The 25,881-nt window shown below is 72.2% G+C and carries 23 protein-coding genes; 15 read left to right on the forward strand and 8 right to left on the reverse strand.

The genetic code is table 11. The features are described 5' to 3' along the window. Nucleotides 1-218: 218 nt before the first annotated feature. From hutU to hutI, 4 genes are read left to right on the forward strand one after another with little or no spacing between them, the layout of a single operon-like run. On the forward strand, nt 219-1,973 hold the full coding sequence (hutU, locus tag ACZ4V1_RS20270) for a urocanate hydratase (protein ID WP_468337766.1): 1,755 nt from the start codon (nt 219-221) through the stop codon (nt 1,971-1,973). Then, the gene (locus tag ACZ4V1_RS20275; protein WP_468337769.1) at nt 1,970-3,187 is read left to right on the forward strand and encodes an allantoate amidohydrolase; all 1,218 of its coding nucleotides are present in this window, start codon (nt 1,970-1,972) and stop codon (nt 3,185-3,187) included. The genes hutU and ACZ4V1_RS20275 overlap by 4 nt, the downstream gene beginning before the upstream one ends. Further along, nucleotides 3,184-4,557, forward strand: coding sequence for a formimidoylglutamate deiminase (locus ACZ4V1_RS20280; protein WP_468337772.1), 1,374 nt, complete (start codon nt 3,184-3,186; stop codon nt 4,555-4,557). Before ACZ4V1_RS20275 ends, ACZ4V1_RS20280 begins: the two co-directional genes overlap by 4 nt. Before the next feature lie 56 nt (nt 4,558-4,613). Beyond that, on the forward strand, nt 4,614-5,789 hold the full coding sequence (gene hutI, locus ACZ4V1_RS20285; RefSeq protein WP_468337775.1) for an imidazolonepropionase: 1,176 nt from the start codon (nt 4,614-4,616) through the stop codon (nt 5,787-5,789). A 190-nt stretch (nt 5,790-5,979) separates the two neighbouring features. On the opposite strand, the gene ACZ4V1_RS20290 is transcribed toward hutI, so the two are convergent. Both ACZ4V1_RS20290 and ACZ4V1_RS20295 read right to left on the reverse strand, forming a co-directional pair. Continuing rightward, a complete protein-coding gene (locus tag ACZ4V1_RS20290) occupies nt 5,980-7,551 on the reverse strand; it encodes an RICIN domain-containing protein (protein ID WP_468337778.1) in 1,572 nt (523 codons plus the stop codon). A 253-nt stretch (nt 7,552-7,804) separates the two neighbouring features. Next, nucleotides 7,805-8,719, reverse strand: coding sequence for an RNA polymerase sigma factor SigF (locus ACZ4V1_RS20295; protein ID WP_468337782.1), 915 nt, complete (start codon nt 8,717-8,719; stop codon nt 7,805-7,807). A 252-nt stretch (nt 8,720-8,971) separates the two neighbouring features. Between ACZ4V1_RS20295 and ACZ4V1_RS20300 the strand changes: the two genes are divergently transcribed. Both ACZ4V1_RS20300 and ACZ4V1_RS20305 read left to right on the forward strand, forming a co-directional pair. Beyond that, the gene (locus tag ACZ4V1_RS20300; RefSeq protein WP_468337785.1) at nt 8,972-9,349 is read left to right on the forward strand and encodes an STAS domain-containing protein; all 378 of its coding nucleotides are present in this window, start codon (nt 8,972-8,974) and stop codon (nt 9,347-9,349) included. A 188-nt stretch (nt 9,350-9,537) separates the two neighbouring features. Beyond that, entirely contained in the window at nt 9,538-10,203 is a 666-nt protein-coding gene (locus ACZ4V1_RS20305; protein ID WP_468337788.1) for an ATP-binding protein, read from the forward strand. Between the two features lie 650 nt (nt 10,204-10,853). Here the strand turns inward: ACZ4V1_RS20305 and ACZ4V1_RS20310 are convergent. Then, nucleotides 10,854-12,350, reverse strand: a complete 1,497-nt coding sequence (locus ACZ4V1_RS20310) for an MFS transporter (RefSeq protein WP_468337791.1) — start codon at nt 12,348-12,350, stop codon at nt 10,854-10,856. A 606-nt stretch (nt 12,351-12,956) separates the two neighbouring features. On the opposite strand from ACZ4V1_RS20310, the gene ACZ4V1_RS20315 reads away from it, so the two are divergent. Both ACZ4V1_RS20315 and draK read left to right on the forward strand, forming a co-directional pair. Beyond that, on the forward strand, nt 12,957-13,634 hold the full coding sequence (locus ACZ4V1_RS20315; RefSeq protein ID WP_468337794.1) for a response regulator transcription factor: 678 nt from the start codon (nt 12,957-12,959) through the stop codon (nt 13,632-13,634). A 165-nt stretch (nt 13,635-13,799) separates the two neighbouring features. Continuing rightward, nucleotides 13,800-15,074 carry a two-component system sensor histidine kinase DraK gene (gene draK / locus ACZ4V1_RS20320; protein ID WP_468337797.1) on the forward strand — a complete coding sequence of 425 codons (1,275 nt, stop codon included), beginning with the start codon at nt 13,800-13,802 and terminating at the stop codon, nt 15,072-15,074. A 24-nt stretch (nt 15,075-15,098) separates the two neighbouring features. Here draK and ACZ4V1_RS20325 read toward each other — a convergent pair whose 3' ends face one another. Then, nucleotides 15,099-15,671 (reverse strand): GtrA family protein, encoded by a 573-nt coding sequence (locus ACZ4V1_RS20325; RefSeq protein WP_468337800.1) that lies wholly within the window; start codon nt 15,669-15,671, stop codon nt 15,099-15,101. 166 nt (nt 15,672-15,837) lie between these two features. Between ACZ4V1_RS20325 and ACZ4V1_RS20330 the strand changes: the two genes are divergently transcribed. The 3 genes from ACZ4V1_RS20330 to ACZ4V1_RS20340 are packed head-to-tail and all read left to right on the forward strand — an operon-like array spanning nt 15,838 to nt 18,709. Beyond that, on the forward strand, nt 15,838-16,989 hold the full coding sequence (locus ACZ4V1_RS20330; protein ID WP_468337802.1) for a 5-(carboxyamino)imidazole ribonucleotide synthase: 1,152 nt from the start codon (nt 15,838-15,840) through the stop codon (nt 16,987-16,989). Further along, entirely contained in the window at nt 16,986-17,525 is a 540-nt protein-coding gene (gene purE, locus ACZ4V1_RS20335; RefSeq protein WP_468337805.1) for a 5-(carboxyamino)imidazole ribonucleotide mutase, read from the forward strand. Before ACZ4V1_RS20330 ends, purE begins: the two co-directional genes overlap by 4 nt. A 5-nt stretch (nt 17,526-17,530) precedes the next feature. After that, on the forward strand, nt 17,531-18,709 hold the full coding sequence (locus tag ACZ4V1_RS20340; RefSeq protein ID WP_468337808.1) for a dipeptidase: 1,179 nt from the start codon (nt 17,531-17,533) through the stop codon (nt 18,707-18,709). Here ACZ4V1_RS20340 and ACZ4V1_RS20345 read toward each other — a convergent pair. Beyond that, nucleotides 18,658-19,800, reverse strand: coding sequence for an alkene reductase (locus ACZ4V1_RS20345; RefSeq protein WP_468337811.1), 1,143 nt, complete (start codon nt 19,798-19,800; stop codon nt 18,658-18,660). The two genes, ACZ4V1_RS20340 and ACZ4V1_RS20345, sit on opposite strands and share 52 nt — an antisense overlap. A gap of 68 nt (nt 19,801-19,868) precedes the next feature. On the opposite strand from ACZ4V1_RS20345, the gene ACZ4V1_RS20350 reads away from it, so the two are divergent. Both ACZ4V1_RS20350 and ACZ4V1_RS20355 read left to right on the forward strand, forming a co-directional pair. Then, nucleotides 19,869-20,228 (forward strand): MerR family transcriptional regulator, encoded by a 360-nt coding sequence (locus ACZ4V1_RS20350; protein ID WP_468337815.1) that lies wholly within the window; start codon nt 19,869-19,871, stop codon nt 20,226-20,228. A 92-nt stretch (nt 20,229-20,320) separates the two neighbouring features. Then, a complete protein-coding gene (locus ACZ4V1_RS20355) occupies nt 20,321-21,451 on the forward strand; it encodes a dipeptidase (RefSeq protein ID WP_468337818.1) in 1,131 nt (376 codons plus the stop codon). A gap of 103 nt (nt 21,452-21,554) precedes the next feature. On the opposite strand, the gene ACZ4V1_RS20360 is transcribed toward ACZ4V1_RS20355, so the two are convergent. Beyond that, nucleotides 21,555-21,947, reverse strand: coding sequence for a VOC family protein (locus ACZ4V1_RS20360; protein WP_468337821.1), 393 nt, complete (start codon nt 21,945-21,947; stop codon nt 21,555-21,557). A 35-nt stretch (nt 21,948-21,982) separates the two neighbouring features. Beyond that, nucleotides 21,983-22,354: a VOC family protein gene (locus tag ACZ4V1_RS20365; protein ID WP_351388778.1), complete on the reverse strand. Its 372-nt coding sequence runs from the start codon at nt 22,352-22,354 to the stop codon at nt 21,983-21,985. Nucleotides 22,355-22,453: 99 nt separating this feature from the next. Here ACZ4V1_RS20365 and ACZ4V1_RS20370 point away from each other — a divergent pair, with 99 nt between their 5' ends. Further along, nucleotides 22,454-22,960: a CGNR zinc finger domain-containing protein gene (locus tag ACZ4V1_RS20370; protein WP_468337825.1), complete on the forward strand. Its 507-nt coding sequence runs from the start codon at nt 22,454-22,456 to the stop codon at nt 22,958-22,960. Nucleotides 22,961-23,073: 113 nt separating this feature from the next. Here the strand turns inward: ACZ4V1_RS20370 and ACZ4V1_RS20375 are convergent, their stop codons facing one another. Beyond that, on the reverse strand, nt 23,074-24,417 hold the full coding sequence (locus ACZ4V1_RS20375) for a UDP-glucose dehydrogenase family protein (RefSeq protein WP_468337829.1): 1,344 nt from the start codon (nt 24,415-24,417) through the stop codon (nt 23,074-23,076). A gap of 180 nt (nt 24,418-24,597) precedes the next feature. On the opposite strand from ACZ4V1_RS20375, the gene ACZ4V1_RS20380 reads away from it, so the two are divergent. Beyond that, complete coding sequence (locus ACZ4V1_RS20380; RefSeq protein ID WP_468337832.1) at nt 24,598-25,755, forward strand: acyl-CoA dehydrogenase; 1,158 nt, start codon at nt 24,598-24,600, stop codon at nt 25,753-25,755. Nucleotides 25,756-25,881: the final 126 nt, after the last annotated feature.

Raw genomic sequence — 25,881 nt, forward strand, 5'->3', positions numbered from 1 at the left:
CGAGGCCACCGCCCGTACCCGTGCCCGTGCCGTCGCTCACGCGATCCTCCGTCCCTCGCCGCCTGCCGGTACGTCTCGTTGCCTGCCCCACACATCCAGCCAAACACCCGCGACGCGCCCGCGCCGGGACACGGACGTATTGACTAGTTCTATTCACGAGGTGAGGATATGAATATCCGCAGTAACAATCCGCCGGGAGCAAGCCACCAGGAGGCACCATGTCCGGACCCCGCCCTGTCCGAGCGCCACGCGGTACGACGCCGAGCGCCCTGGGCTGGCAGCAGGAGGCCGCCCTGCGGATGCTGCAGAACAACCTCGACCCCGAGGTCGCCGAGCATCCCGACAAGCTCGTCGTCTACGGCGGCACCGGCAAGGCGGCCCGCGACTGGCGCTCCTTCGACGCCATGGTCCGCACGCTGCGGACCCTCAAGCAGGACGAGACGATGCTCGTCCAGTCGGGCCGCCCGGTCGGCGTCATGCAGACCCACGAGTGGGCCCCGCGCGTCCTCATCGCCAACTCCAACCTGGTCGGCGACTGGGCCAACTGGGAGGAGTTCCGCCGCCTGGAGGCGCTCGGCCTGACCATGTACGGGCAGATGACGGCCGGCTCCTGGATCTACATCGGCACCCAGGGCATCCTCCAGGGCACCTACGAGACCTTCGCCGCCGTCGCCGCCAAGAAGTTCGGCGGCACCCTCGCCGGGACCATCACCCTCACGGCCGGCCTCGGCGGCATGGGCGGCGCCCAGCCCCTCGCGGTCACCATGAACGACGGCGTCGCGATCTGCGTCGACTGCGACCCGCGCGCCATCGACCGCCGTATCGAGCACCGCTACCTCGACGTCAGGGCCGACTCCCTCGACCACGCCCTCCAGCTCGCCACCGAGGCCCGCGACCGGCGCGAACCGCTCTCCATCGGCGTCCTCGGCAACGCCGCCGAGCTGGTCCCGCAGCTGCTCGCCATGGGCGCCCCCATCGACATCGTCACCGACCAGACGTCGGCCCACGACCCCCTGGCCTACCTGCCCACCGGGATCGCCTTCGCGGACATGGCCGACGCCGCCGCCAAGGACCCGGCCGGGTTCACCACCCGCGCCCGCGAGTCCATGGCCCGGCACGTCGAGGCCATGGTCGGCTTCCAGGACGCCGGCGCCGAGGTCTTCGACTACGGCAACTCCATCCGGGGCGAGGCCCAGCTGGCCGGTTACGACCGGGCCTTCGCCTTCCCCGGCTTCGTCCCCGCCTACATCCGCCCCCTCTTCTGCGAGGGCAAGGGCCCCTTCCGCTGGGCCGCCCTGTCCGGCGACCCGGCCGACATCGCCAGGACCGACAAGGCGATCCTCGACCTCTTCCCGGAGAACGAGTCCCTGGCCCGCTGGATCAAGCTGGCCGGTGAGCGCGTCCACTTCCAGGGCCTGCCCGCCCGCATCTGCTGGCTCGGCTACGGCGAGCGCGACAAGGCCGGCGAGCGGTTCAACGACATGGTCGCGAGCGGCGAGCTGGCCGCCCCGATCGTCATCGGCCGCGACCACCTCGACTGCGGCTCCGTCGCCTCCCCGTACCGGGAGACCGAGGCCATGCTCGACGGCTCCGACGCCATCGCCGACTGGCCGCTGCTCAACGCCATGGTCAACGTGGCCTCCGGCGCCTCCTGGGTCTCCCTGCACCACGGCGGCGGCGTCGGCATGGGCCGCTCCATCCACGCCGGGCAGGTCACCGTCGCCGACGGCACCGCGCTCGCCGGCGAGAAGATCCGCCGGGTCCTCACCAACGACCCCGGCATGGGCGTCATCCGGCACGTCGACGCCGGGTACGACATCGCCGACTCGGTCGCCGGGGAGCGGGGCGTGCGAGTGCCCATGCGCGAGGGCGACGGGACCGGCGCGGGTGACGCGGCCCGCGAGGGCGACGGGACCGGCGCGGGTGACGCGGCCCGCGAGGGTGCCGAGACGCGCGAGGGTGACGACGCGTGAGCTTCCACAGCATGTGGGCGGAGCTGCTGCCGGTCGGCCGCAGCTCCGCCTCCGGCGGCTACCGCCGCCACGCCTGGACCGGCGCCGACGCCGACTGCCGGGCCTGGTTCCGGCAGCAGGCCGAGGCGCGCGGGCTGGCCTACGAGACCGACCGCAACGGCAACCAGTGGGCCTGGCTCGGCGACCCCGCCGCCGGCGACGCCGTCGTCACCGGGTCCCACCTGGACTCCGTGCCCGACGGCGGCGCCTTCGACGGACCCCTCGGGGTCGTCTCCGCCTTCGCCGCCCTGGACGAACTGCGCGGGAGGGGAGCCCCGTTCACCAGGCCGCTGGGCATCGTCAACTTCGGCGACGAGGAGGGCGCCCGCTTCGGCCTCGCCTGCGTCGGCTCCCGGCTCACCGCGGGCGCGCTGACCGTCGAGCAGGCCCACCGCCTCACCGACGGCGACGGCATCACGCTCCCGCGGGCCATGGAGGCCGCCGGGTACGACCCGGACACCATCGGCCCCGACCCCGAGCGGCTCGCCCGCATCGGCGCCTTCGTCGAACTGCACGTCGAACAGGGCCGCGCCCTCGACCTCTCCGGCGACCGGATCGGCATCGCGTCCGCCATCTGGCCGCACGGACGCTGGCGGTTCGACTTCCGGGGCGAGGCCAACCACGCCGGCACCACCCGGCTCGCCGACCGGCACGACCCCATGCTGTCCTACGCCGAGACCGTGCTCGCCGCCCGCCGCGAGGCGGAACTCGCCGGCGCCGTCGCCACCTTCGGCAAGATCGCCGTCGAGCCCAACGGCGTCAACGCCATCCCGTCCCTCGTACGCGGCTGGCTCGACTCCCGCGCCCCCGGCCAGCAGGGCCTGGATACGGTGGTCGGCGCGGTGGAGAAGGCCGCCCGCGAATACGCCGCAGCCCAGGGCGTCGACCTCGACGTCGTACGCGAGTCCTTCACGCCCGTCGTCGAGTTCGACCACGCCCTGCGCGACGAACTCGCCCGCATCCTCGGCGGCGACACGGACCTCAGGGTCCCCGTCCTGGGGACCGGCGCCGGACACGACGCCGGGATCCTCTCCGACCGCATCCCGACCGCCATGCTGTTCGTGCGCAACCCCACCGGCGTCTCGCATTCCCCGGCCGAGTACGCCGCCGAGGACGACTGCGTGGCCGGGGTGAGCGCACTCGCCGACGTACTGGAAGGGCTGGCCTGCACGTGACCCCCACCGAGCGGACCCGGACGTACTGGCTGGAGCACGCCTGGCTCGGCACCCATGTCGAGCCGGGCGTGGCCGTCACGGTGTCCGTCAGCGGCTCCGCCGCGGGCCGTGACGGCCGCATCACCGCCGTCCACCAGGACACCCCCACCCCGCCTCCCGGCGCCGAGGTGCTGCGCGGACTGACCCTCCCCGGCCTCGCCAACGCCCACAGCCACGCCTTCCACCGCGCCCTGCGCGGCACCGTCCAGGTCGGCTCCGGCACCTTCTGGACCTGGCGCGAGGTCATGTACTCCGTCGCCGACCGGCTGAACCCCGAGACCTACCACGGCCTCGCCCGCGCGGTGTACGCCGAGATGGCGCTCGCCGGGATCACCACGGTCGGCGAGTTCCACTACGTCCACCACGCCCCCGGCGGCACCCCCTACGCCGATCCCAACGCGATGGGCGAGGCCCTCGTCGAGGCCGCCGCCGACGCCGGCATCCGCATCACCCTCCTCGACACCTGCTACCTGTCCGCCGGCTTCGGTGAGCCCCCGAACACCCACCAGCGCCGCTTCTCCGACGGGACGGCGGACGCCTGGGCGGAACGCTGTTCAGTTCTCAAGGAACGGGATCACGCACGGATCGGAGCGGCGATCCACTCCGTACGGGCCGTGCCCGCCGGCCAGTTGGCGACCGTGGCGGGCTGGGCCGAGGAACGGCGGGCCCCGCTGCATGTGCACCTGTCCGAACAGACCGCGGAGAACGACGCCTGCCACGACGCCCACGGCCGCACCCCCACCCGGCTCCTGGCCGACCACGGCGTGCTCGGACCCCGCACCACCGGCGTCCACAACACCCACCTCACCGACGAGGACATCACCCTCCTCGGCGGCAGCCGCACCGGCACCTGCATGTGCCCCACCACGGAACGCGACCTCGCCGACGGCATCGGCCCCGCGGCCGACCTCCAGCGAGCGGGCTCCCCGCTCTCCCTCGGCTCCGACAGCCACGCCGTCGTCGACCTGCTCGAAGAGGCGCGCGCCATGGAGCTGAACGAGCGCCTGCGCACCCGCACCCGCGGCCACTGGACCGCCGCCGCACTGCTGCGCGCGGCCACCGCCGACGGCCACGCCGCCCTCGGCTGGGACGACACGGGAACCATCGAGGCCGGCTCCCGCGCCGACCTCACCACGGTCGCACTCGACTCCGTCAGAACAGCGGGGCCACTGCCCAGGCTCGGCGCCGAGACGGCCGTATTCGCCGCGACGGCAGCGGACGTGCGGCACACGATCGTGGGCGGACGGCACGTCGTACGCGACGGGGCGCACACCCTCGTGCCCGATGTGCCGCAGACCCTGGCGCGGGCCGTCGAAGCCCTGCGCGCATAGCGGCGACCATCGCCCGCCCCCGCCCCCGCCCCCACCACGAGGACGTCACCGATCCCATGAGCAGCAGCACCGTCATCACCAACATCGCCGCACTCGTCACCAACGACCCCTCCCTCGGTGACAACTCCCCCCTCGGACTGGTCCGGGACGCGGCCGTCGTCATCGACGGCGACCGCGTCGCGTGGACCGGTGAATCAAGCAAAGCACCCGCCACTGACAACCGGGTCGACGCCGGCGGCCGGGCGGTCCTCCCCGGCTTCGTCGACTCCCACTCCCACCTCCTCTTCGGCGGCGACCGCACCGAGGAGTTCAACGCCCGCATGTCCGGCCGCCCCTACAGCGCCGGCGGCATCCGCACCACCGTCGCCGCCACCCGTGCCGCGAGCGACGCGGAACTGGAGGCGGGGCTCACCCGTTACCTCGAAGAGGCCCTGCGCCAGGGCACCACCACCTTCGAGACCAAGTCCGGCTACGGCCTGACCACCGCCGACGAGTCCCGCGCCCTGCGCATCGCCGCCCGCCACACCGACGAGGTCACCTTCCTCGGCGCCCACATCGTCGCCCCCGAACTCGCCGACGACCCGGCCGCCTACGTCGCCCTGGTCACCGGTGAGATGCTCGACGCCTGCGCCCCGCACGCCCGCTGGATCGACGTGTTCTGCGAGAAGGGCGCCTTCGACGGCGACCAGGCCCGCGCCGTCCTCACCGCGGGCCAAGCCAAGGGCCTGCACCCGCGCATCCACGCCAACCAGCTCTCCTACGGCCCCGGCGTCCAGCTGGCGGTCGAACTCGACGCCGCCAGCGCCGACCACTGCACCCACCTCACCGACGCCGACGTGGACGCCCTCGCGAACAGCCGCACGGTCGCCACCCTGCTCCCCGGCGCCGAGTTCTCCACCCGTGCCGAGTGGCCGGACGCCCGGCGCCTCATCGACGCCGGTGCCACGGTCGCGCTGTCCACCGACTGCAACCCCGGCTCGTCCTTCACGTCCTCCGTGCCCTTCTGCGTCGCGCTCGCCGTACGGGACATGGGGATGACCCCCGACGAGGCGGTCTGGTCGGCCACCGCGGGCGGCGCGGCGGCCCTCCGCCGTGACGACGTCGGCCGTCTGACCCCGGGCGCGTACGCCGACCTGACCCTCCTCGACGCCCCCAGTCACGTCCACCTGGCCTACCGGCCCGGCGTTCCGCTGGTCAGCGGGGTCTGGCGGCGCGGCGTACGCGTGGTCTGATCCACGCCCGACCACTCGCCCGCCCTGAGCGCCCGGTCTGCCCTGAGCCTTCGGCCCGCTCTGACCGTTCGGTCTGCCCTGACGGTTCGGCCCGCCCTAACCGTTCGGTCTGCCCTGACGGTTCGGCCCGCCCTGACCGTTCGGTCTGCCCTGATGGTTCGGCCCTGGCGGTTCGGTCCGCCCCGACCGCTCAGGAGGCCCCGGCGCGCCACCGCTGGTCCGTCCGCCCCGGCGCCGACCCGACGAGGACCACCGCGTCGCCCCCGCCCGGCGTCACCGCGCGGTCCGGGGCGATGCCCGGGCGGATCACGCCGCGCGCGTCCACCGAGAAGCGGAGGTTCTGGCCGTTGCGTCCGTCGACCGAGGCGCACTCCCAGATGCCGACGCCCTCGTCCACGGAGCCGCGGCTGTCCAGGCAGTAGTCCTCGTCGGCGTACGACTGGACCACCCGGCGTCCGTCGTCGACCCGCCACAACTGGGTGTGGGACGAGGTACAGGGGGCCGTGACGACGTCCGTGCCCTTCTCCAGGCGGCCGTCGATGTCCAGGCACCGGCCCGAGGCGACGTTCACCACCTGGGCGTACGTGCCGTCCGGCGCCCGGTACGACGGCGTGGACGGTGTCGGTGACGGCCGGGTGGTACGCGAGGGCGTCGGACCCGGCCTCGGGGAGGGCGGCTTCGAGGACGCGGAGGGCGACGGCGACGGCGAGGGTGCGGGTGCGGGGGAGGACGGCGTCGCCGGGACGGTCGCCGTCACCGTCACCGGTGGCGGCCCGGCCGGTGGACGCGACGACGCGTTCCCCGCCCGCCGGGACGGTGTGTCGTCCGGCGACAGCAGCAGGAGGAGCAGTGGCGCCAGCGCCACGCCCAGAGCCGCCGAGGCCAGGGCGAAGCGGCGCGACGGCGGCCAGGCCCCGGACATCGCGAGCGAGACGGCACCGGCGCCCGGCTCGCCCGCCTCCCGCGCCGCGTACGCCGTGCCCGCCCACGGCAGCAGACCCTCGGCCAGGGCCGTGCGCGGAGAGTCCCGCAGGGTGCACAACTCCTCGTAGGCCGCCGTGCAGTGCGGGCAGTGCGCCATGTGCGCGTGCAGATCGGCGCTGTCACGGGGGGTGTCGGGCCGTACCGACTCCTCGATGAGGCGCCGGAAGTCCACGCAGCGCGGATCGTCGGAGGCGGCCAGCCGGAACCGCAGACAGGCCTGCGTGAGCGCCTGGAGCGCCGGCTGTGTGCCGTACGTGACGTCCTGGCGGCCGACACCGAGCAGCGCGGCCGTTCGGTCGGCGGGCTCCCGGTCCACCACGCCGTACCAGATCATGCCCTGGGCGCGGGGCGGCAGGGAACGGAAGGCCGCGAGCATGGGCGGGACCGGGCAGCCCGTGCCCGCCGTGTTCACCACGAGGAGCAGGCCGGCGTCGATTCCGGCGGAGCGTTCGTCGGCCGCCCAACCGGCGGCGATCTCCCCGGTCAGGAGCAGGAGCTGGTGCCGCCAAGGCCTGCCGGCGCCGGTGCCGCGGGCCGCCTGGCGGGCGGCCAGTGCGAAGGCCTGCGCGGCCAGTTGCCGTGCCGTGGACTCGCCGGCCGTGCACAGACGGGCGTAGGAGAGTACCGACGGCTGGTGTCGCGCGCGGAGTTCCTGGAGCGCCGGATAGGCGGTGGAGGTGTCGGCGCCCAGCAGTTCGGTCAGCCGCTCGTCGGACGCGCCGGCGTACAGCGCGTCCCCGGCCTGGGCACCCTCGTCGGTCCCGTCGCCCCGAGCCATCCGTCCGCCTCCTCGTGCCCCGCGACTCCGCAGCGCCGGTCCTGACGTACCGGCCAGTTTGTGGGGTGCCTCATAGTGGTGGAACGAGGCCCGCGAGGAAAGACGTTTCCGTGGGTAACCGGCGGCTGTCACGGCGGTGGGCGGCGGCTCCGGGTGTGCTGGACGTCCGTACCGGCGACGGTACGCACAACCCGAAGGGGGGCGGCCCGGTTTCGGACCGCCCCCCTGGAGGGCAAGCGTCACCCGGCGAGGACTACTCCTCGACCGTGAGCCCCTTGCGCAGCCGTACGAGTGTGCGCGAGAGCAGGCGCGAGACGTGCATCTGGGAGATGCCGAGCTCCTCGCCGATCTCCGACTGGGTCATGCCCGCGACGAAGCGGAGCGAGAGGATCTTGCGGTCCCGGGACGGGAGCTCGGCGATCAGCGGCTTGAGCGACTCGACGTACTCGATGCCCTCGAGCCCGTGGTCCTCGTAGCCGATGCGGTCGGCCAGCGCGCCCTCGGCGTCGTCCTCCTCCGGCTGGGCGTCCAGCGAGGAGGCGGTGTAGGCGTTGGAGGCCGCCATGCCCTCGACGACCTCGTCCTTGGACAGGCTCAGGTGCTCGGCCAGTTCGCTCACCGTGGGGGCGCGGTCGAGGCGCTGGGCCAGCTCGTCGCCGGCCTTGGCCAGGTCGAGCCGCAGCTCCTGCAGGCGGCGCGGGACGCGCACGGACCACGAGGTGTCGCGGAAGAAGCGCTTGATCTCGCCGATGATGGTCGGCATCGCGAACGTGGGGAACTCCACACCGCGCGACATCTCGAAGCGGTCGATCGCCTTGATCAGGCCGATCGTGCCGACCTGGATGATGTCCTCCATCGGCTCGCTGCGGGAGCGGAAGCGGGAGGCCGCGAACTTGACCAGGGCGAGGTTGAGCTCGACGAGCGTGTTGCGTACGTACGCGTGCTCGTGGGTGCCTTCCTCCAGCGACTCCAGCCGCTCGAAGAGGGTCTTGGACAGGGCCCGGGCGTCCGCCGGAGCAACCTCGTCGTAGGCGGGGATGTCCGGAAGCCCGGCGAGTGCGCCGTCGATGTCGACGACCGCGTCATGGTGCTCGATGGGATCCAGATGTTCCGGAGGGAGTGTCGACGTCGCTTCTTGGGTACGCGATCCGTCGAGCCGGGGTGACATGATGTCCTCCATCGTTCTCGGCATACGGCTGCCGAAGCCAAATACGTGCACTGCGGTGTGCGGCGCCTCCAAAGCCGGCCGTGTCGGTTTACGTGTCTTACTAGCCCTACCGGGTTTACCGAGCCCACCGCAAGTGTGTTCTGTGTGGGTATGTCCGTTTGTGTGCGGTTGTTCGGGTGTCGGAGTGCGGTGGGAAGGCGTAGTGTTCGGGGGCGTCAGCAAGCAGTCACGACCTCGGGAGAGAGAATCGGCATGGACCGCGGGACGGTCGGCAGTGCCCAGTCGGGCCGGCTTCTGGTGGAGGTGCGGGAAGAGGGCCCCAGTGCCGTCGTGACTCCGGCGGGTGAGTTGGATCACCACACCGCCGACCTGTTGCGCGAGCCGCTGGAGGACTGTCTCGCCAAGGGATTCAACCGGCTTGTCGTCGACTGTTCGCGTCTGGAGTTCTGCGACTCCACAGGGCTCAACGTCCTGCTCGGCGCGCGGTTGAAGGCTGAGGCCGCGGGGGGCGGTGTGCATCTGGTGGCCATGCAGCCGGTGGTGGCCCGGGTGTTCGAAATCACGGGGGCCGAAGCGGTCTTCACCCTCCACGACACCCTTGCGGCCGCTCTGGCCGCCGAGTCCGACTGAACTGGCCTTTGTCCGGCCGGCGGCGGGCTCCGTGTGCTGCCCGGGACGGGAGTTTTTCGCCCGTCCCGTGTTTCGTGCCGAATACAGGGGTGTTCGGACGGTCCGGTCGGGCAGGAGACACCCTGAGCTGACCGTGTACGACGTACGACTTGAAACGTGAACTGGTGAATCGGTGAGGTGAAGCGCTGATGAGCACCACCCGGCCCTACTCGCCGGGCGACCGTGGTCCGGAGCCCAGCGGCGCTTCTGGGGCGTCCGAGGGGGGCGCGCCCGGGTCCGGGGAGTCCGAGGGGGGCATGTCCGCGGGGCAGGCCGCCGTGATCGGGGCGCCGGTGTCCCCGTCCCCGTCCCCGTCTCCGTCCATGTCCGCTTCCTCATCGTCCTCGCCCTCGTCCTCGTCCTCGGCCTCGTCTCCGTCCGGGGCCGCGCCCGCGGGCGGTGGCGGGCGGCAGGTACGCAGGCTGAGCTTCGACGATCAGAGCGGGGTGGTCCCGCTCGCTCGCGACTTCACCCGCCAGGCGCTGTACGCCTGGGGCTGGCTGCCCTCCGCCACCGCGGACCAGCGGGCCGCCGCCGAGGACGTACTGCTCGTGGTGTCCGAGCTGGTCACCAACGCCTGTCTGCACGCCGAGGGGCCGGACGAGCTGTGGATCACCTGTGAGAAGAAGGTGATCCGGCTGGAGGTCTCCGACCGCGGCACGGGGCAGCCGGCGCCGCGGACCCCGCACCGGGCGGGGCGCCCCGGTGGCCACGGCATGTTCATCGTGCAGCGGCTGTGTCTGGACTGGGGCGTGGTGCGTACGCCCGGGGTCGCGGGCAAGAGGGTGTGGGCGGAGCTGGGGGCTCCGGCGTAGGCCTGCGCCGCTCTACTCGGCTTTTACCCACCCGCTCCAGCCGCCCACCGGTCTCGGTCGGCCCGGACGCCGCCGTTCCCGGGCTCCGCCCTGGACCCCGGCGGGGACCGCGCCCCCCTGCACCCTTTGCCGTGAACCCGCCTACCGCTGTAGGGCGCGCCGCCTGTGCTCCCGCGGACCGCAGCCGCCCTTGTGCGCGCGGAGGGGCGTGACGCGCCCTGTGACGCCGCCCATGGTCCCGCTCGCCCCGCCACGCCGCCAGGGTCCCGTCCGCCCCGCTACGCCGCTACGGTCCCGCTCGCCCCGTCACGCCGCTACGGTCCGGTCCCGCTCGCCCCGCCCCGCCGCGCCGCGCCGCCACGGTCCCGCCCGCCGCGCTGCCACGGTCCCGCCTGCGGGCAGCAGACCTCGCCCCGACGCATCCCGCGCCTCCCATATCGGCGACGCCCCCTGGCGGAAGGCCGTCCCAAGGCGCCTCGGCGCGAGGCCGTCCTCAGGCGCCCCCACGGAAGGCCGTCCCCATGGCAAGGCCGGCCGGAGGCCTCCAGGGGCGGTCGCCGTCGAGGCCCCCCGAAAAACGCCCGGAGGGCCACCGCATCCACCGGGATGCGATGACCCTCCGCAGGCAGGAACCGCCTGGCCGCCAGGCCTCAGCGGACGTCGCCCATGAGTTCCTTCACGCGCTTGCGGTACATCCACACCGCGACACCGGCGACCACGGCGAGCGTCGCCTCCGCGGCCACGATGCCCGTCTTGTTCAGGTCGACGCCGGCGATGGAGAGCAGGCCGGTCGTGGCGTCACCGGCGGTGACGGCCAGGAACCAGACACCCATCATCTGCGAGGCGTACTTCACGGGCGCCATCTTGGTGGTGACCGACAGGCCGACCGGGGAGAGCATCAGCTCACCGCAGGTCTGGACGAAGTAGATCGCCACCAGCCACAGGGCGGCCGCCTTGTGACCGCCGTCCGCGATGGCCAGCGGGGCCAGGAAGAGGAAGAAGGACGCGCCGACCAGGACCAGACCGAAGGAGAACTTGACGATCGTGCTCGGCTCCTTGCCGCGCCGGGCGAGCGCCAGCCACACCGTGGCGAAGACCGGGGCCAGGGCCATGATGATGACCGGGTTGACCGACTGGAACCAGGACACCGGGAAGTCCCAGCCGAACACGTTGGTGTCGGTGGAGGAGTCGGCGAAGATCGCCAGGGTCGAGCCGCCCTGGTCGTAGATCATCCAGAAGACGGCCGCGGCGACGAAGAACCAGATGTACGCGGACATCTTCGACTGCTCGGCGCGGTCCAGGTCCTTGTCCCGCTTGATGCGGGTCAGCACGAGCACCGGGACGATCACGCCGAGCAGGGTCAGCGGGACCAGGATCCAGTTCAGCGTGTAGTTGCCGGAGAAGCCGACGATGGCGTAGAAGACGACGGCGAGCGCGGCCCAGAACGCGGCCTTGCGCAGAGTGGAGGTCTTCTCCTCCGCCGACAGGGGCTTCGGGGTCACGCTGGAGTGCGGCGCCAGGTGGCGGCTGCCGAGCAGGAACTGGATGACGCCCAGGCCCATGCCGACCGCGGCGAGCGCGAAGCCCAGGTGCCAGTTGACGTTCTCACCGATGGTGCCGATGATCAGCGGCGCCGCGAAGGCACCGAGGTTGATGCCCATGTAGAAGACGGTGAAGCCACCGTCGCGGCGCGGGTCGTCGGGGCCGCTGTAGAGCTGGCCGACCATCGTCGAGATGTTGGCCTTCAGCAGGCCCGAGCCGATGGCGACGAGGCCGAGGCCCGCGTAGAACGTCCCGGAGGACGGGAGCGCCAGCGTGAGGTGGCCGAGCATGATCACGCCGCCGGCGACGGCGACGGTCTTGCGGGGACCCCAGACACGGTCACCGAACCAGCCGCCCGGCATCGTGAGCAGGTACACCAGCGAGAGGTACACCGAGTAGATCGCGGTCGCGGTGCCGGCGCTGAGGCCGAGGCCACCCGGGGCGACGAGGTACAGCGGGAGCAGAGCCCTCATGCCGTAGTAGGAGAAACGCTCCCACATCTCGGTCATGAAGAGAGTGGCCAGTCCGCGGGGGTGGCCGAAGAAGGTCTTCTCGGACCCGGGGGTGCCCGGAGAGACCGAGTCCTTCGTCAGGCTGGACGCCATGGTCGATCCTTGCTGGTCGGGACGCGCTCACGAGGCGATGCGCGCCCGGTGGGGGGCGGCCGGCACCGGCGGCCGTTCATCCGCCCACCCCACGCCTGAGGGATTCCGCTCCGGGTTGCGAAGCGGTGGACGGCGGCCACCGGGATCCACGCCTCTGCGCGCGTCAGTGCACGCGGTGAGGCCCGGCCACAGGTCATTCCTTTCGAGGCCGGCCGTGGGGGCCGACCCGCACACAAAAGAGACCCTTAGCGTCGAACTGTCGCCAAAGGTCCCCTGGGTGCTACAGGCGCTGATTCACCATACGGCAGGACACCGCCCGGTATGGAAGGACTTGAGACGCGGATCACAGGTAATAATGGAACCGCGAACGATCTTTCGAAGGTGCATCACAGGATGCCACCCCACAGCCGCAGGTTCGCACAGTGGGTCGGCAGTGGGCGACAGCAGGTCGACAGCAGGTCGACAGCAGGGCGATGGCGGTCGACAGGGGGCGGCGGGAGGACCGGCCGGGCGGGACGTGTGGCGGGTGTCCGGCTTGTCCGTAGGTAAGAGCCGCTCGGTGCGATCACGCCCCGGGCGCTGCTCCGAGCGGACTACCATCAGCTCATGACCCGTGTACTGCTCGCCGAGGACGACGCGTCCATCTCGGAGCCGCTGGCCCGCGCACTGCGCCGGGAAGGGTACGAGGTCGAGGTGCGTGAGGACGGACCCACCGCACTCGACGCCGGGTTGCAGGGCGGCATCGACCTGGTCGTGCTGGATCTGGGTCTGCCGGGCATGGACGGGCTGGAGGTCGCCCGCCGGCTGCGGTCCGAGGGCCATGCCGTACCGATCCTCATCCTGACCGCGCGCGCCGACGAGGTGGACACCGTCGTCGGTCTGGACGCGGGCGCCGACGACTACGTCACCAAGCCCTTCCGCCTGGCCGAGCTGCTCGCCCGGGTCCGCGCCCTGCTGCGGCGCGGTGCCGTCGAGCCGCCGCAGCCGCCCTCCACGCACGGCGTGCGCATCGACGTCGAGTCGCACCGGGCCTGGATGGGCGAGGACGAGCTCCAGCTCACCGCCAAGGAGTTCGACCTGCTGCGGGTGCTGGTGCGCGACGCCGGCCGGGTCGTCACCCGCGACCAGCTGATGCGCGAGGTCTGGGACACCACCTGGTGGTCGTCGACCAAGACCCTCGACATGCACATCTCCTGGCTCCGCAAGAAGCTGGGGGACGACGCGGCCAATCCCCGCTACATCGCCACCGTGCGCGGCGTGGGCTTCCGCTTCGAGAAGAACTGACTCCGAGAAGGACCGACCTCCAGGACACCGGACCTCCAGAACACCGGACTTCCAGAACGACCGGGCCTCCAGAACACCGGGACTTCCAGAACGACCGGACCTCCAGAAGAACCGACCCCCCCAAGATGAGCTGAGTGCCCGAAGGGCCTGCCCGGGTAAGAGGACATGCGCCGTCGACTGATCCAGTCCACGCTCGCCGTGGTGCTCGTCGTGATCGCCGTGTTCGGCGTCTCCCTCGTGATCGTCGAGACCCGGACGATCAGCAGCACCGCCCAGGAGCGGGTCGACCTGGAGGCGGTGCGGCTGGCCAGCATCGTGGACAGCCGGCTGCTCGGCACCGGATCGGTCGACGCCAAGTTCCTGCGGGAGCAGATCCGCGACGCCCGGTACGCCGAGATCCGGATCCCCGGCAGGCCGGTCATCGAGGTCGGCAGCCGACCGACCGGTGAGGTCATCCGCGGCAGGGCCACCGGTGAGGAGGGCGAGACGGTCCTCGTCGAGGAGCCGAGCTCCGCGGTGACCCAGGAGGTCGGCCGGACGCTGCTGATCATCGGCCTGGTGGCGCTGCTCGCGGTGATCGCCGCGGTGCTGCTGGCGATCCGGCAGGCCAACCGCCTCGCCTCCCCGCTCACCGACCTCGCCGAGACCGCCGAACGCCTCGGCTCCGGCGACCCGCGCCCGCGGCACAAACGCTACGGCGTCCCCGAGCTGGACCGGGTCGCGGACGTGCTGGACTCCTCCGCCGAGCGCATCGCCCGCATGCTCACCGCCGAGCGCCGCCTGGCCGCCGACGCCTCCCACCAGTTGCGTACGCCGCTCACCGCGCTGTCCATGCGGCTGGAGGAGATCACCCTCACCGACGATCCGGAGACGGTGAAGGAGGAGGCGACGATCGCGCTGTCGCAGGTGGAGCGGCTGACGGACGTCGTGGACCGGCTGCTGACGAACTCCCGCGATCCGCGCAGCGGCTCCGCCGTCACCTTCGAGCTGGACGACGTCATCCAGCAGCAGATCGACGAGTGGCGCCCCGCCTACCGCAGTGAGGGGCGGGCGATCGTCAGCTCCGGCAAACGGCATCTGACGGCCGTGGGCACTCCGGGCGCGGTGGCGCAGGTGCTGGCCGCGCTGATCGAGAACTCCCTGATGCACGGCGGCGGCACGGTGGCCCTGCGGACCCGGGTGACCGGCAACCAGGCGGTGGTCGAGGTCACCGACGAGGGGGCCGGCGTTCCGGGCGACCTGGGGGCGCGGATCTTCGAGCGCGCGATCAGCGGGCGGAACTCGACGGGCATCGGCCTGGCCGTCGCCCGCGACCTCGCCGAGGCGGACGGCGGCCGGCTGGAGCTGCTCCAGGGCCGCCCCCCGGTGTTCGGCCTGTTCCTGTCCCGCACGCCGCCGCCGAAGAAGTCGTCCGGGGACTCGGGGGACACGGTCCGTTAGGAAGCCGGGCCGGCCCGGCCGCCGTCAGCGGTGGGCGGCGGGGGTGCCGTCCGTGGTGCGTACCGCCGTCGGCTGCTCGTGCTCCAGGAAGGTCTCCGCCCGGGTCACCGGCTCGCGGGCCGGCAGCGCCCGGAAGACCCAGCTGCGGTACGACCAGAAGCGGAACAGCGTGCCGATCCCGATGCCGAGGAACTTGAAGATGTTGCTCTGCAGGGGGCTGTCCCAGCCGAAGCCGTACGTCGCCGTGTACAGCACGCCGTTCTCGATCACCAGTCCGACCGCGCTGAACACCAGGAACAGCGTCATCTCGCGGGTCCGGCGGCTCTTGTCGCGGTCCCGGTAGGTGAAGTAGCGGAAGCCCAGGTAGTTGAAGACGATCGCGACGATGGTCGCGACGATGCTGGCCCGCACCACCTGGAGGTCGGTCACGTGCCGCACGAAGTTGAAGACGAGGAGGTTGACCAGGACTCCGGCACCGCCCACCGCGCCGAACTTCACGACCTCACGGACCAGCCGGTCGATCCGCTCCCGCACCGCGCCGCGGGGCGCGGGGGGCGTGGGGGCAGCCGTATGAGCACCCGAGGAACCATGTCCCATGGTCGTGCAGGCCCCCGTCCATCGGTTGGCGTCAATCCGTTCATGCTAACCACCCGGACGCGTGATCTTCCTGCCGACGGACGCCGGGCGACGGGAAAGGGGGGTCCTGCCCCCGGGGAAACGGCCGGTAAACGGGTGGGCCCCGCGCGGCCGATACGCTAGGGGTGTGACGTTCCCGGTAGTCGGCATGGTCGGCGGTGGCCAGCTCGCTCGTATGACACACGAGTCGGGCATCCCGCTGGGCATCAGGTTCAAGCTCCTCAGTGACACTCCTCAGGATTCCGCGGCGCAGGTCGTGAACGAAGTCGTCATCGGCGACTATCGCGATCTGGACACGCTCCGCGAGTTCGCGCGCGGCTGTGACGTGATCACCTTCGATCACGAGCACGTGCCGACCGAGCACCTCAGGGCCCTGGAGGCGGACGGCATCCCCGTGCGCCCCGGCCCCGACGCGCTCGTGCACGCCCAGGACAAGGGCGTGATGCGCGCGAAGCTCGACGCGATCGGCGTGCCCTGCCCACGGCACCGGATCGTGAGCGATCCGGCCGACGTGGCCGCCTTCGCCGCGGAGGGCGCCACCGAGGGCGACGGCTTCCCCGTCGTCCTCAAGACGGTCCGCGGCGGGTACGACGGCAAGGGCGTGTGGGTCGTGGACTCCGTGGAGGAGGCCGCCGAGCCCTTCCGCGCCGGTGTGCCCGTGCTGGCGGAGGAGAAGGTCGCCTTCGTCCGCGAGCTGGCCGCCAACGTGGTCCGCTCCCCGCACGGCCAGGCGGTGGCGTACCCCGTCGTCGAGTCCCGGCAGGTGGACGGCGTCTGCGACACGGTGATCGCGCCCGCCCCCGGCCTCGACGAGGCGCTGGCGCTCAGGGCCGAGGAGATGGCGCTCGGCATCGCCAAGGAACTGGACGTCGTCGGCCACCTCGCCGTCGAGCTGTTCCAGACCCGCGACGGCCGCGTCCTCGTCAACGAACTGGCGATGCGCCCGCACAACTCCGGCCACTGGACGATGGACGGTGCGATCACCTCGCAGTTCGCCAACCACGTCCGCGCGGTCCTCGACCTCCCCCTCGGCGACCCGCGCCCGCGTGCCCCGTGGACGGTCATGGTCAACGTCCTCGGCGGCGACTACCCGGACATGTACTCCGCGTACCTGCACTGCATGGCCCGCGACCCCCAGCTCAAGATCCACATGTACGGCAAGGACGTGAAGCCCGGCCGCAAGGTGGGCCACGTCAACACCTACGGCGACGATCTGGACGACGTGCTGGAGCGCGCCCGTCACGCTGCCGGCTACCTGAGAGGGACGATCACCGAATGAGCCAGGCCAGCCCGGTCGGTCCGGTCGTGGGCATCGTCATGGGGTCGGACTCCGACTGGCCCGTGATGGAGGCCGCCGCCAAGGCACTCGACGAGTTCGAGATCGCCTACGAGGTCGACGTCGTCTCCGCGCACCGCATGCCGCACGAGATGATCGCGTACGGCGAGCAGGCCGCCGGACGCGGACTGAAGGCGATCATCGCCGGGGCCGGGGGCGCCGCCCACCTGCCCGGCATGCTCGCCTCCGTCACGCCGCTGCCCGTCATCGGCGTGCCCGTGCCGCTGAAGTACCTGGACGGCATGGACAGCCTGCTGTCCATCGTGCAGATGCCGGCCGGTGTCCCCGTCGCCACCGTCTCGGTCGGCGGCGCCCGCAACGCCGGTCTGCTGGCCGCGAGGATGCTCGCCGCGCACGACGAGGAGCTGCTGGCCCGGATGCGCGAGTTCCAGCAGGACCTCAACGACCAGGCCACTGAGAAGGGCAAGCGGCTGCGCACCAAGGTCGAGGGCTCCGCGGCCTTCGGCTTCGGGAAGTGAGGCCCGTGACCTCCCTCGACCAGGCCCGGGAGCTGCTGCGCGAGTTCCCCGTCGTCGACGGCCACAACGACCTGCCCTGGGCGCTGCGCGAGCAGGTCCGCTACGACCTCGACGCCCGCGACATCGCCGCCGACCAGTCAGCCCACCTGCACACCGACCTCGCCCGGCTGCGCTCCGGCGGCGTCGGCGCGCAGTACTGGTCGGTGTACGTCCGCTCGGACCTGCCGGGCGCGGTGACCGCGACGCTGGAGCAGATCGACTGCGTACGGCGGCTGATCGACCGCCACCCCGGGGACCTGCGGGCCGCGCTGACCGCCGCAGACATGGAGGCCGCGCGCGCCGAGGGCCGGATCGCGTCGCTGATGGGCGCCGAGGGCGGCCACTCCATCGACAACTCGCTCGCCACCCTCCGCGCGCTGCACGCGCTCGGCGTGCGCTACATGACCCTCACCCACAACGACAACATCGCGTGGGCGGACTCGGCGACCGACGAGCCCGTCGTCGGCGGCCTGTCGGCCTTCGGCCGCGAGGTCGTGCGGGAGATGAACCGCGAGGGCATGCTGGTCGACCTCTCGCACGTGGCGGCGACGACGATGCGCGACGCGCTGGACACGTCGACGGCGCCGGTGATCTTCTCGCACTCCTCCGCGCGTGCCGTCTGCGACCACCCGCGCAACATCCCGGACGACGTGCTGGAGCGGCTGCCCGCCAACGGCGGCATGGCGATGGTGACGTTCGTGCCGAAGTTCGTGCTCCAGGCGGCCGTGGACTGGACGGCCGCCGCGGACGACAACATGCGCGCGCACGGCTTCCACCACCTCGACACCAGCCCCGAGGCGATGAAGGTCCACCGCGCCTTCGAGGAGGGCACCCCGCGCCCGGTCGCCACGGTGTCCGCGGTCGCCGACCACCTCGACCACATGCGCGAGGTCGCCGGCGTCGACCACCTCGGCATCGGCGGCGACTACGACGGCACACCCTTCACACCCGACGGCCTCGGCGACGTCTCCGGGTATCCGAACCTGATCGCCGAGCTGCTCGACCGCGGCTGGTCCCAGGCCGACCTGGCCAAGCTGACCTGGAAGAACGCGGTCCGGGTGCTGGGCGCCGCGGAGGACGTGGCCCGGGGGCTTCAGGCCACGCGGGGGCCGTCCAACGCCACGCTCGAAGCACTGGACGGCTGAGCGGTCCCGTCATCGAGGGCGGGGTAGTCGGTGTAGCCGGTCGCCCCGCCCACGTACATGAAGTACCGGTCCCGTACCGGATTCAGCGGCGCGTCCAGCCGCAGCCGCTCCACCAGGTCGGGATTGGCGAGGAACGGCCGGCCCAGGGCGATCAGGTCGGCCCCGGCGTCCAGCAGCCGCTCGGAGGCGCGGCGCACGGCGCCCGTGGAGAGTTCCTCGCCCAGCACCGGGTTGGCGATCAGCACCCCGGGCCAGCCGACGCGGATCTTCCGGAACACCGGCGCGTCCGGGTCGGCGTACACCAGGTGCAGATACGCGAGCCCGAGCCCGCCGAGCCGCTCGGTGAGCGCCGGGTAGATCTCCTCGGTCTCGCCCTCCGCGATGCCGTTGACGGTGTTGCCGGGGGAGACCCGCAGGCCCACCCGCTCGGCGCCGATCTCGGCGGCGACGGCCTCGACCACCTCGGCCGTGAACCGGATCCGCGCGGCGACCGGCCCGCCGTAGCCGTCGGTGCGGCGGTTGGTGTTGGCGGCCAGGAACTGGTGCAGGAGGTGGCCGTTGGCGGAGTGCACCTCCACGCCCTCGAACCCGGCGTCGAGCGCGTTGCGGGCGGCGCGCGCGAAGTCGGCGACGGTGGTGCGGATGTCCTCCTCGCTCATCTCCCTCGGGACGACGGCCGGACGGTGCCCCTGCGGCGTGAAGACCGTCTCGGGCAGCGGCACCGGCGAGGGCGCGACGGGCGTCAGCCCGCTGGTCGCGGGATGGCCGACCCGGCCCCCGTGCTGGAGCTGGAGGAACATCCGTCCACCCGCCTCCCGTACCGCGTCGGTGACCTGCCGCCAGCCCGCCACGTGCCGCGCGCTGTGGACGGCGGTGATGTTCGGGTAGGTCTGCCCGACCGCGTTCGGTGCCGCCGCCTCGGCGACGATCAGCCCGGCGGCGGCGCGCTGGGCGTAGTAGGTGGCCATGAGCGGGGTCGGGGTGCCGTCGGCCTCGGCGCGGTTGCGGGTCAGCGGGGCCATCACCAGACGGTTGGGGAGGGTGAGCGGGCCGAGCGGGGCGGACGCGAAGAGCTCTGTTGTGTTCGACATGCCCGTACGGTAGAACCTGACACTGATGTCAGAATCAAGCTCCGGAGACCCGGTGAGGAGACGTGCGGATGCGGATCGGTGAACTCGCCCGGCGTACGAACGTCAGCGAACGCTCGCTGCGGTACTACGAGAAGCAGGGCCTGCTCGCGGCCGAGCGCACGCCCGGCGGCCACCGCGAGTACGCGGAGGCGGCCGTCGACCGGGTCGTCCGGATCCAGGAGCTGTACGCGGCCGGCCTGTGCAGCGCCAAGATCGCGCAGCTCCTGCCCTGCATGCGGGACGGGGACGGCGGCCCCTCGGCCGCCGCCTCGCCGAAGCTGGTCGCCGACCTCACCGCCGAGCGCGCCCGCATCGACCGGATGGTCGCCGACCTGCTCCGCTCCCGGGACACCCTGGACGAGGTCATCGAGGCGGCGGCCCGGGACTGAGCGGCGTACCCCCGAACGCCCCACCCACCAGGAAGCCCTTTCCGCTCCGTGCGACGGTGACGGTAACGCACGACGACCGTACGGAGCCCGCCATGGCAGACCTCCAGGACGACCTGCACACCAGCGCCGAGGCCGGCGGGCTCGTCGACCTGCCCGTGCCGCCTGCCGCGGAGGCCTTCCCGCCGGAGCCCTACGCGCCCGTGTCCGACCCCGACGACGAACCGCTCACCCGGGCGCACGCGGTGCTGGCCGCCCACCCCGTCGCCGACGGCTACAGCGGCCTGGCCTGGGCGCTCAAGCACCTGCCCTGGTACGACCTGGAGCTCGGTGAGAGCGCCGTCGACACCGACGTGCCCCGGCTCCGCGAGGGCCATGTGGGGGCGTTGTTCTGGGCGCTGCACCTGCCCGACGCCATCGACGGGGACCGGGCCGTCGGCGCCACCCTGGAGCAGCTGGACCTGGTCAAGATGGTCGTCCGGGCCCATCCGGAGGGGCTGCGCCTGGCGTACGACGCCGGGCAGGCCATCGACGCCCGCAACTGCGGCCGGGTCGCCGTGCTGCCCGGCCCCGCCGGCGCCGCCGCCCTCGGGGACTGCCTCGGCATCCTGCGTTCCCTGCACGCCCTCGGCCTGCGCGTGATCACGCTGACCGGGGCGGCCTGGGCGAGCGAGACGGGGCTGACCCGCTTCGGGGAGGAGGCCGTGCGCGAGATGAACCGGCTCGGCGTCGTCACCGACCTCTCCGGCGCCTCCGCCGAGACCATCCGCCGTACCTTCGCCGTCTCCAAGGCGCCGGCGCTGTGCACCCGCTCAGCCGCCCGCGCCCTGCGCCCGCACCCCGCCAACCTCCCCGACGACCTGCTCGTCGAGCTGGGCGCGGCCGGGGGCCTGTGCATGGTGCCGCTGACCGCCGAGCAGACCGGCCCGACCGTCCGGGACGTCGCCGACCACCTCGACCACGTCCGCACGGTGGCCGGCCCGCAGAGCGTCGGCCTGTCCGGCACCTACGACGCCGGCACGGCCCATCCGCTGGAGCTCGGTGACGCCTCCTGCTACCCCCGGCTCATCGCCGAGTTGCTGCGACGCGGCTGGGCCGAGGCGGACGTGGCCCTGCTGACCTGGGGCAACGTCCAGCGCGTCCTGCGGGGCGCGGCCTTCACCGCGAAGGCGGCGCAACTGCGCCGGGAGCCGTCGACGGCGACTATTGCCGAGCTCGATGGCTGAGCGGCTCGCCGAGCTCGACGGCTGAGCGGCTCGCCGGACTCGACGGCTGAGCGGCTCGCCGGACTCGACGGCTGAGCGGCTTGCCGGACTCGCCGGACAACCGTCACGCGTGTTCGATCCGGCACAGGCAGAACGGATGCCCCGCCGGATCGGCGTACACCATGAAGTCCTTCTTCTCCCGGTCCTCCAGGTCCAGCGGCCGGGCGCCCAGCGCGAGCACCTTCTCGTGCGCCGCGTCCATCTCCTCCCAGGTCGCCCCGCCGTCGAAGTCGAGGTGGAACTGCTGGGCGTTGCGGTCGGCGCGCGGCCACTCCGGCGGGGTCAGCCCCGGCGCCCGCTGGAAGGAGAGCCGCGGCCCGCCGGGCACCTGGAGGACTACCCAGTCGGGGTCCTGCTCCTCGGGGGTGCCGCCGCCGACCTGCGCGTAGAAACGGGCCAGCTCGCGGGGCTCGGGACAGTCGACGACGACGGAACGCAAACGTGCCACGGGTGCCATGGTGAACCTTCCGGTGTGGGCGGTCTGGGTCTCGCTCAGCAGGCGCAGAGGCAGAACGGGTGCCCGGCCGGGTCCGCGTAAACCCGGAAGGTCCGGGCCCGGTCCTCGGCGTCCAGCGGCCTCGCGCCCAGCTCCAGCACGGCCTTCTCCGCCGCGTCCAGGTCCTTGACGTCGAGGTCGAGGTGGAACTGCTGCGCGCCGTCGGGCCCGGGCCACTTCGGCGGTACGTAGCCGGGGGAGCCCTGGAAGGCCAGCGTCTGCCCGCCGGGCAGGTTCAGGTCGACCCACTCGTACTGGTCGTCGCTCTTGTCCTCGACGGTGCCGCCGAGCACGTCGGCGTAGAAGCGGGCCAATGCGTGGGGGTCGGGACAGTCCAGAACGACGACGCCCAGTTCGGCGACAGCCATGACTTCCTCCTTGAAGTCCGCTTACTTCGGTTACCGGCAAAGCGCGGGTAACCAGTAACGGTTACTGCATGCTGCCTTATTGGCGGTAACGTCGCAAGCATGAGTGAGAGATCGCCCGCACCGGGAGGCCTGGACCTGGTCGAGACCCTGGTGAACACGCTGGACATCGAGACGGGCGCCGACTCGCTGGACACACCGGAGGGCCGGGCGCGGTTCGGCCTGACGGAGGACGACGTCCCCGGGGCCCGCGAGCTGCGCGAGTCCCTGCGCGCGACCCTGCTCGCCCACGCCGGCCACCCGCCGCACCGCACGGTGACCCCGCTCGGCGAGCTGCTCGCCGGGGCCCCGCTGGTGGTGACGGTCGACGCGGCCGACGGTTCCGCCGCCCTCGCCCCGGCCCGGGACGGTTCGCTGTCCGCCCGTGTCGCCGCCGCCGTCGCCGAGGCACTGGTCGCGGGCACCTGGACCCGGCTCAAGGCGTGCGAGGCCGCCGACTGCCACTGGGCGTACTACGACCGCAGCCCGGCCGGACGCGGCCGCTGGTGCTCCATGCAGGTGTGCGGGGCACGCGCCAAGATGCGCCGGTACCGGGCCAAGGAGGCGTGATCCACAGGGAGTTCACCGGCCGCCGGGCCGTCCCCTGGGGCAGAATGCAGAAGACGCCGGTTCGGCCGACTGAGCCTCGGCCGAACCGGCGTCACCCGTTCACCGGGCACGGGCTACGCCGTCGGACGACCCATCGCCCGGTACGTCCAGCCGGCCTTCCGCCAGGCCTGCGGGTCCAGGGCGTTGCGCCCGTCCAGGATCACCCGCGCCGTCACGGCCTCGCCCAGCGCGCCCGGATCCAGCTCGCGGAACTCCCGCCACTCCGTCAGGTGCAGCACCACGTCGGCGCCCCGCACCGCCTCCAGCGCCGAGTCGGCGTAGCCGAGCGTCGGGAACAGCCGTCGGGCGTTGTCCATGCCCTTGGGGTCGTAGACCGTCACCTGGGCGCCCTGGAGGTGCACCTGGCCGGCGACGTTCAGCGCGGGGGAGTCCCGTACGTCGTCCGAGTCGGGCTTGAAGGTGGCGCCCAGCACCGCGATCCGCTTGCCGAGGAAGGGGCCGCCGCCCAGTGCCTGCCGGGTCAGCTCTACCATCTGGCCGCGCTGGCGCATGTTGATGGAGTCGATCTCGCGCAGGAAGGTGAGCGCCTGGTCGGCGCCCAGCTCACCGGCGCGCGCCATGAACGCCCGGATGTCCTTCGGCAGACAGCCGCCGCCGAACCCGATCCCGGCCCGCAGGAACTTCTTCCCGATCCGGTCGTCGTACCCGATCGCCTCCGCCAGCTTGGCGACGTCCCCGTCCGCGGCCTCGCACACCTCCGCCATCGCGTTGATGAAGGAGATCTTGGTGGCGAGGAAGGAGTTCGCGGAGGTCTTCACCAACTCGGCCGTCGGGAAGTCGGTGACGACGAACGGCGAGCCCTCCGACACCGGCGTCGCGTACACCTCGCGCAGCAGCTTCTCCGCCCGCTCGCTGCGCACGCCGACCACGATCCGGTCCGGGTGCAGCGTGTCCTTCACGGCGAAGCCCTCGCGCAGGAACTCCGGGTTCCAGGCCAGTTCGGCATCGTCGCCGGCCGGCGCGTGCTCGGCGAGGTAGGCGGCCAGCCGGTCGGCGGAGCCCACCGGCACGGTCGACTTGCCGACGACGAGCGCGGGTCCCGTCAGATGCGGCGCGAGCGAGGCCAGCGCCGAGTCGACGTACGACATGTCACACGCGTACTCGCCGTGCTTCTGCGGCGTGTTCACGCACAGGAAGTGCACGTCGCCGAAGGCCGCGGCCTCGGCGAAGTCGGTGGTGAAGCGCAGCCGTCCGCTGGCCCCCTCGATCCCGGCGACGTGCTTGCGGAGGAGTTCCTCCAGACCCGGCTCGTACATGGGGACCTGGCCCCGCTGGAGCATCTCGATCTTCTCGGGCACCACGTCCAGGCCCAGGACCTCGAAACCCAGCTCGGCCATCGCCGCCGCATGGGTCGCGCCGAGATAGCCGGTACCGATCACGGTGATCTTGAGGGCCATGGGTGCTCCAGAGGTGTACGGCTGAGGTGCGCGCCCGAGCATATCCGGGGCGCGGCCGAAGACCTTCGGGCGGCTGTCGTCAAGCTCACCTATCCACGACGCGGAGGGCGCTCTAAAATTCGTGTTACTTAACGGTAGTTAGCGTGCCCAGCAGCACAGCTTTTTGGAGCGTGAGAGACCTTGGCCGGATCGGCTGACTTCGACCTGTACCGCCCGTCCGAGGAGCACGACATGCTCCGGGACGCCGTCCGCTCCCTGGCCGAGGCGAAGATCGCGCCGCACGCCGCCGCGGTGGACGAGGAGGCCCGCTTCCCGCGGGAGGCCCTCGACGCCCTGACCGCGAACGACCTGCACGCGGTGCACGTACCCGAGGAGTACGGCGGCGCGGGCGCCGACGCCCTCTCCACGGTGATCGTCATCGAGGAGGTCGCCCGCGTCTGCGCCAGCTCCTCCCTCATCCCGGCCGTGAACAAGCTCGGCTCCCTGCCGGTGATCCTCTCCGGCTCCGAGGAGCTGAAGAAGAAGTACATGACCCCGCTCGCCAAGGGCGACGGCATGTTCTCCTACTGCCTCTCCGAGCCCGACGCGGGCTCCGACGCGGCCGGCATGAAGACCAAGGCCGTCCGCGACGGCGACTTCTGGGTCCTCGACGGCGTCAAGCGCTGGATCACCAACGCGGGCGAGTCGGAGTACTACACGGTGATGGCCGTCACCGACCCGGCCAAGCGCTCCAAGGGCATCTCCGCCTTCGTCGTCGAGAAGTCCGACGAGGGCGTCTCCTTCGGCGCCCCCGAGAAGAAGCTCGGCATCAAGGGCTCCCCGACCCGCGAGGTCTACCTCGACAGCGTCCGCATCCCCGCCGACCGCATGATCGGCGAGGAGGGCACCGGGTTCGCCACCGCGATGAAGACGCTGGACCACACCCGCATCACCATCGCCGCCCAGGCCCTCGGCATCGCCCAGGGCGCCCTCGACTACGCCAAGGGCTATGTCAAGGAGCGCAAGCAGTTCGGCAAGCCGATCGCCGACTTCCAGGGCGTCCAGTTCATGCTCGCCGACATGGCCATGAAGATCGAGGCGGCCCGCCAGCTGACGTACGCCGCCGCGGCCAAGTCGGAGCGCGGCGACGGCGACCTGACCTTCCAGGGCGCCGCGGCCAAGTGCTTCGCCTCGGACGTGGCGATGGAGGTGACCACGGACGCGGTCCAGCTCCTCGGCGGTTACGGCTACACCCGCGACTACCCGGTGGAGCGCATGATGCGCGACGCGAAGATTACGCAGATCTACGAGGGAACCAACCAGGTCCAGCGCATCGTGATGGCGCGCAACCTGCCGTAAGTTCGCGCGGCGCGGGCGGCGGCCCTGTTCCCTGCGGGCCGCCGTCGGCGCCGTGGGCGAGGCCCGCCGTGGCCGGGAGAAGGGGCGAGCGGGCCGGGGACCGGTGTCCCCGACCGCGAGCGCGGC

The organism is Streptomyces sp. NPDC028991, assembly GCF_055564775.1.

Bases quoted from the DNA above. Each gene is read 5' to 3' on its own strand.
- hutU (WP_468337766.1), top strand. From the start codon at position 219: ATGTCCGGACCCCGCCCTGTCCGAGCGCCACGCGGTACGACGCCGAGC.
- hutI (WP_468337775.1), top strand. From the start codon at position 4,614: ATGAGCAGCAGCACCGTCATCACCAACATCGCCGCACTCGTCACCAAC.
- ACZ4V1_RS20290 (WP_468337778.1), bottom strand. From the start codon at position 7,551: ATGGCTCGGGGCGACGGGACCGACGAGGGTGCCCAGGCCGGGGACGCG.
- ACZ4V1_RS20295 (WP_468337782.1), bottom strand. From the start codon at position 8,719: ATGTCACCCCGGCTCGACGGATCGCGTACCCAAGAAGCGACGTCGACA.
- ACZ4V1_RS20300 (WP_468337785.1), top strand. From the start codon at position 8,972: ATGGACCGCGGGACGGTCGGCAGTGCCCAGTCGGGCCGGCTTCTGGTG.
- ACZ4V1_RS20305 (WP_468337788.1), top strand. From the start codon at position 9,538: ATGAGCACCACCCGGCCCTACTCGCCGGGCGACCGTGGTCCGGAGCCC.
- ACZ4V1_RS20310 (WP_468337791.1), bottom strand. From the start codon at position 12,350: ATGGCGTCCAGCCTGACGAAGGACTCGGTCTCTCCGGGCACCCCCGGG.
- ACZ4V1_RS20315 (WP_468337794.1), top strand. From the start codon at position 12,957: ATGACCCGTGTACTGCTCGCCGAGGACGACGCGTCCATCTCGGAGCCG.
- draK (WP_468337797.1), top strand. From the start codon at position 13,800: ATGCGCCGTCGACTGATCCAGTCCACGCTCGCCGTGGTGCTCGTCGTG.
- ACZ4V1_RS20325 (WP_468337800.1), bottom strand. From the start codon at position 15,671: ATGGGACATGGTTCCTCGGGTGCTCATACGGCTGCCCCCACGCCCCCC.
- purE (WP_468337805.1), top strand. From the start codon at position 16,986: ATGAGCCAGGCCAGCCCGGTCGGTCCGGTCGTGGGCATCGTCATGGGG.
- ACZ4V1_RS20345 (WP_468337811.1), bottom strand. From the start codon at position 19,800: ATGTCGAACACAACAGAGCTCTTCGCGTCCGCCCCGCTCGGCCCGCTC.
- ACZ4V1_RS20350 (WP_468337815.1), top strand. From the start codon at position 19,869: ATGCGGATCGGTGAACTCGCCCGGCGTACGAACGTCAGCGAACGCTCG.
- ACZ4V1_RS20355 (WP_468337818.1), top strand. From the start codon at position 20,321: ATGGCAGACCTCCAGGACGACCTGCACACCAGCGCCGAGGCCGGCGGG.
- ACZ4V1_RS20360 (WP_468337821.1), bottom strand. From the start codon at position 21,947: ATGGCACCCGTGGCACGTTTGCGTTCCGTCGTCGTCGACTGTCCCGAG.
- ACZ4V1_RS20365 (WP_351388778.1), bottom strand. From the start codon at position 22,354: ATGGCTGTCGCCGAACTGGGCGTCGTCGTTCTGGACTGTCCCGACCCC.
- ACZ4V1_RS20370 (WP_468337825.1), top strand. From the start codon at position 22,454: ATGAGTGAGAGATCGCCCGCACCGGGAGGCCTGGACCTGGTCGAGACC.
- ACZ4V1_RS20375 (WP_468337829.1), bottom strand. From the start codon at position 24,417: ATGGCCCTCAAGATCACCGTGATCGGTACCGGCTATCTCGGCGCGACC.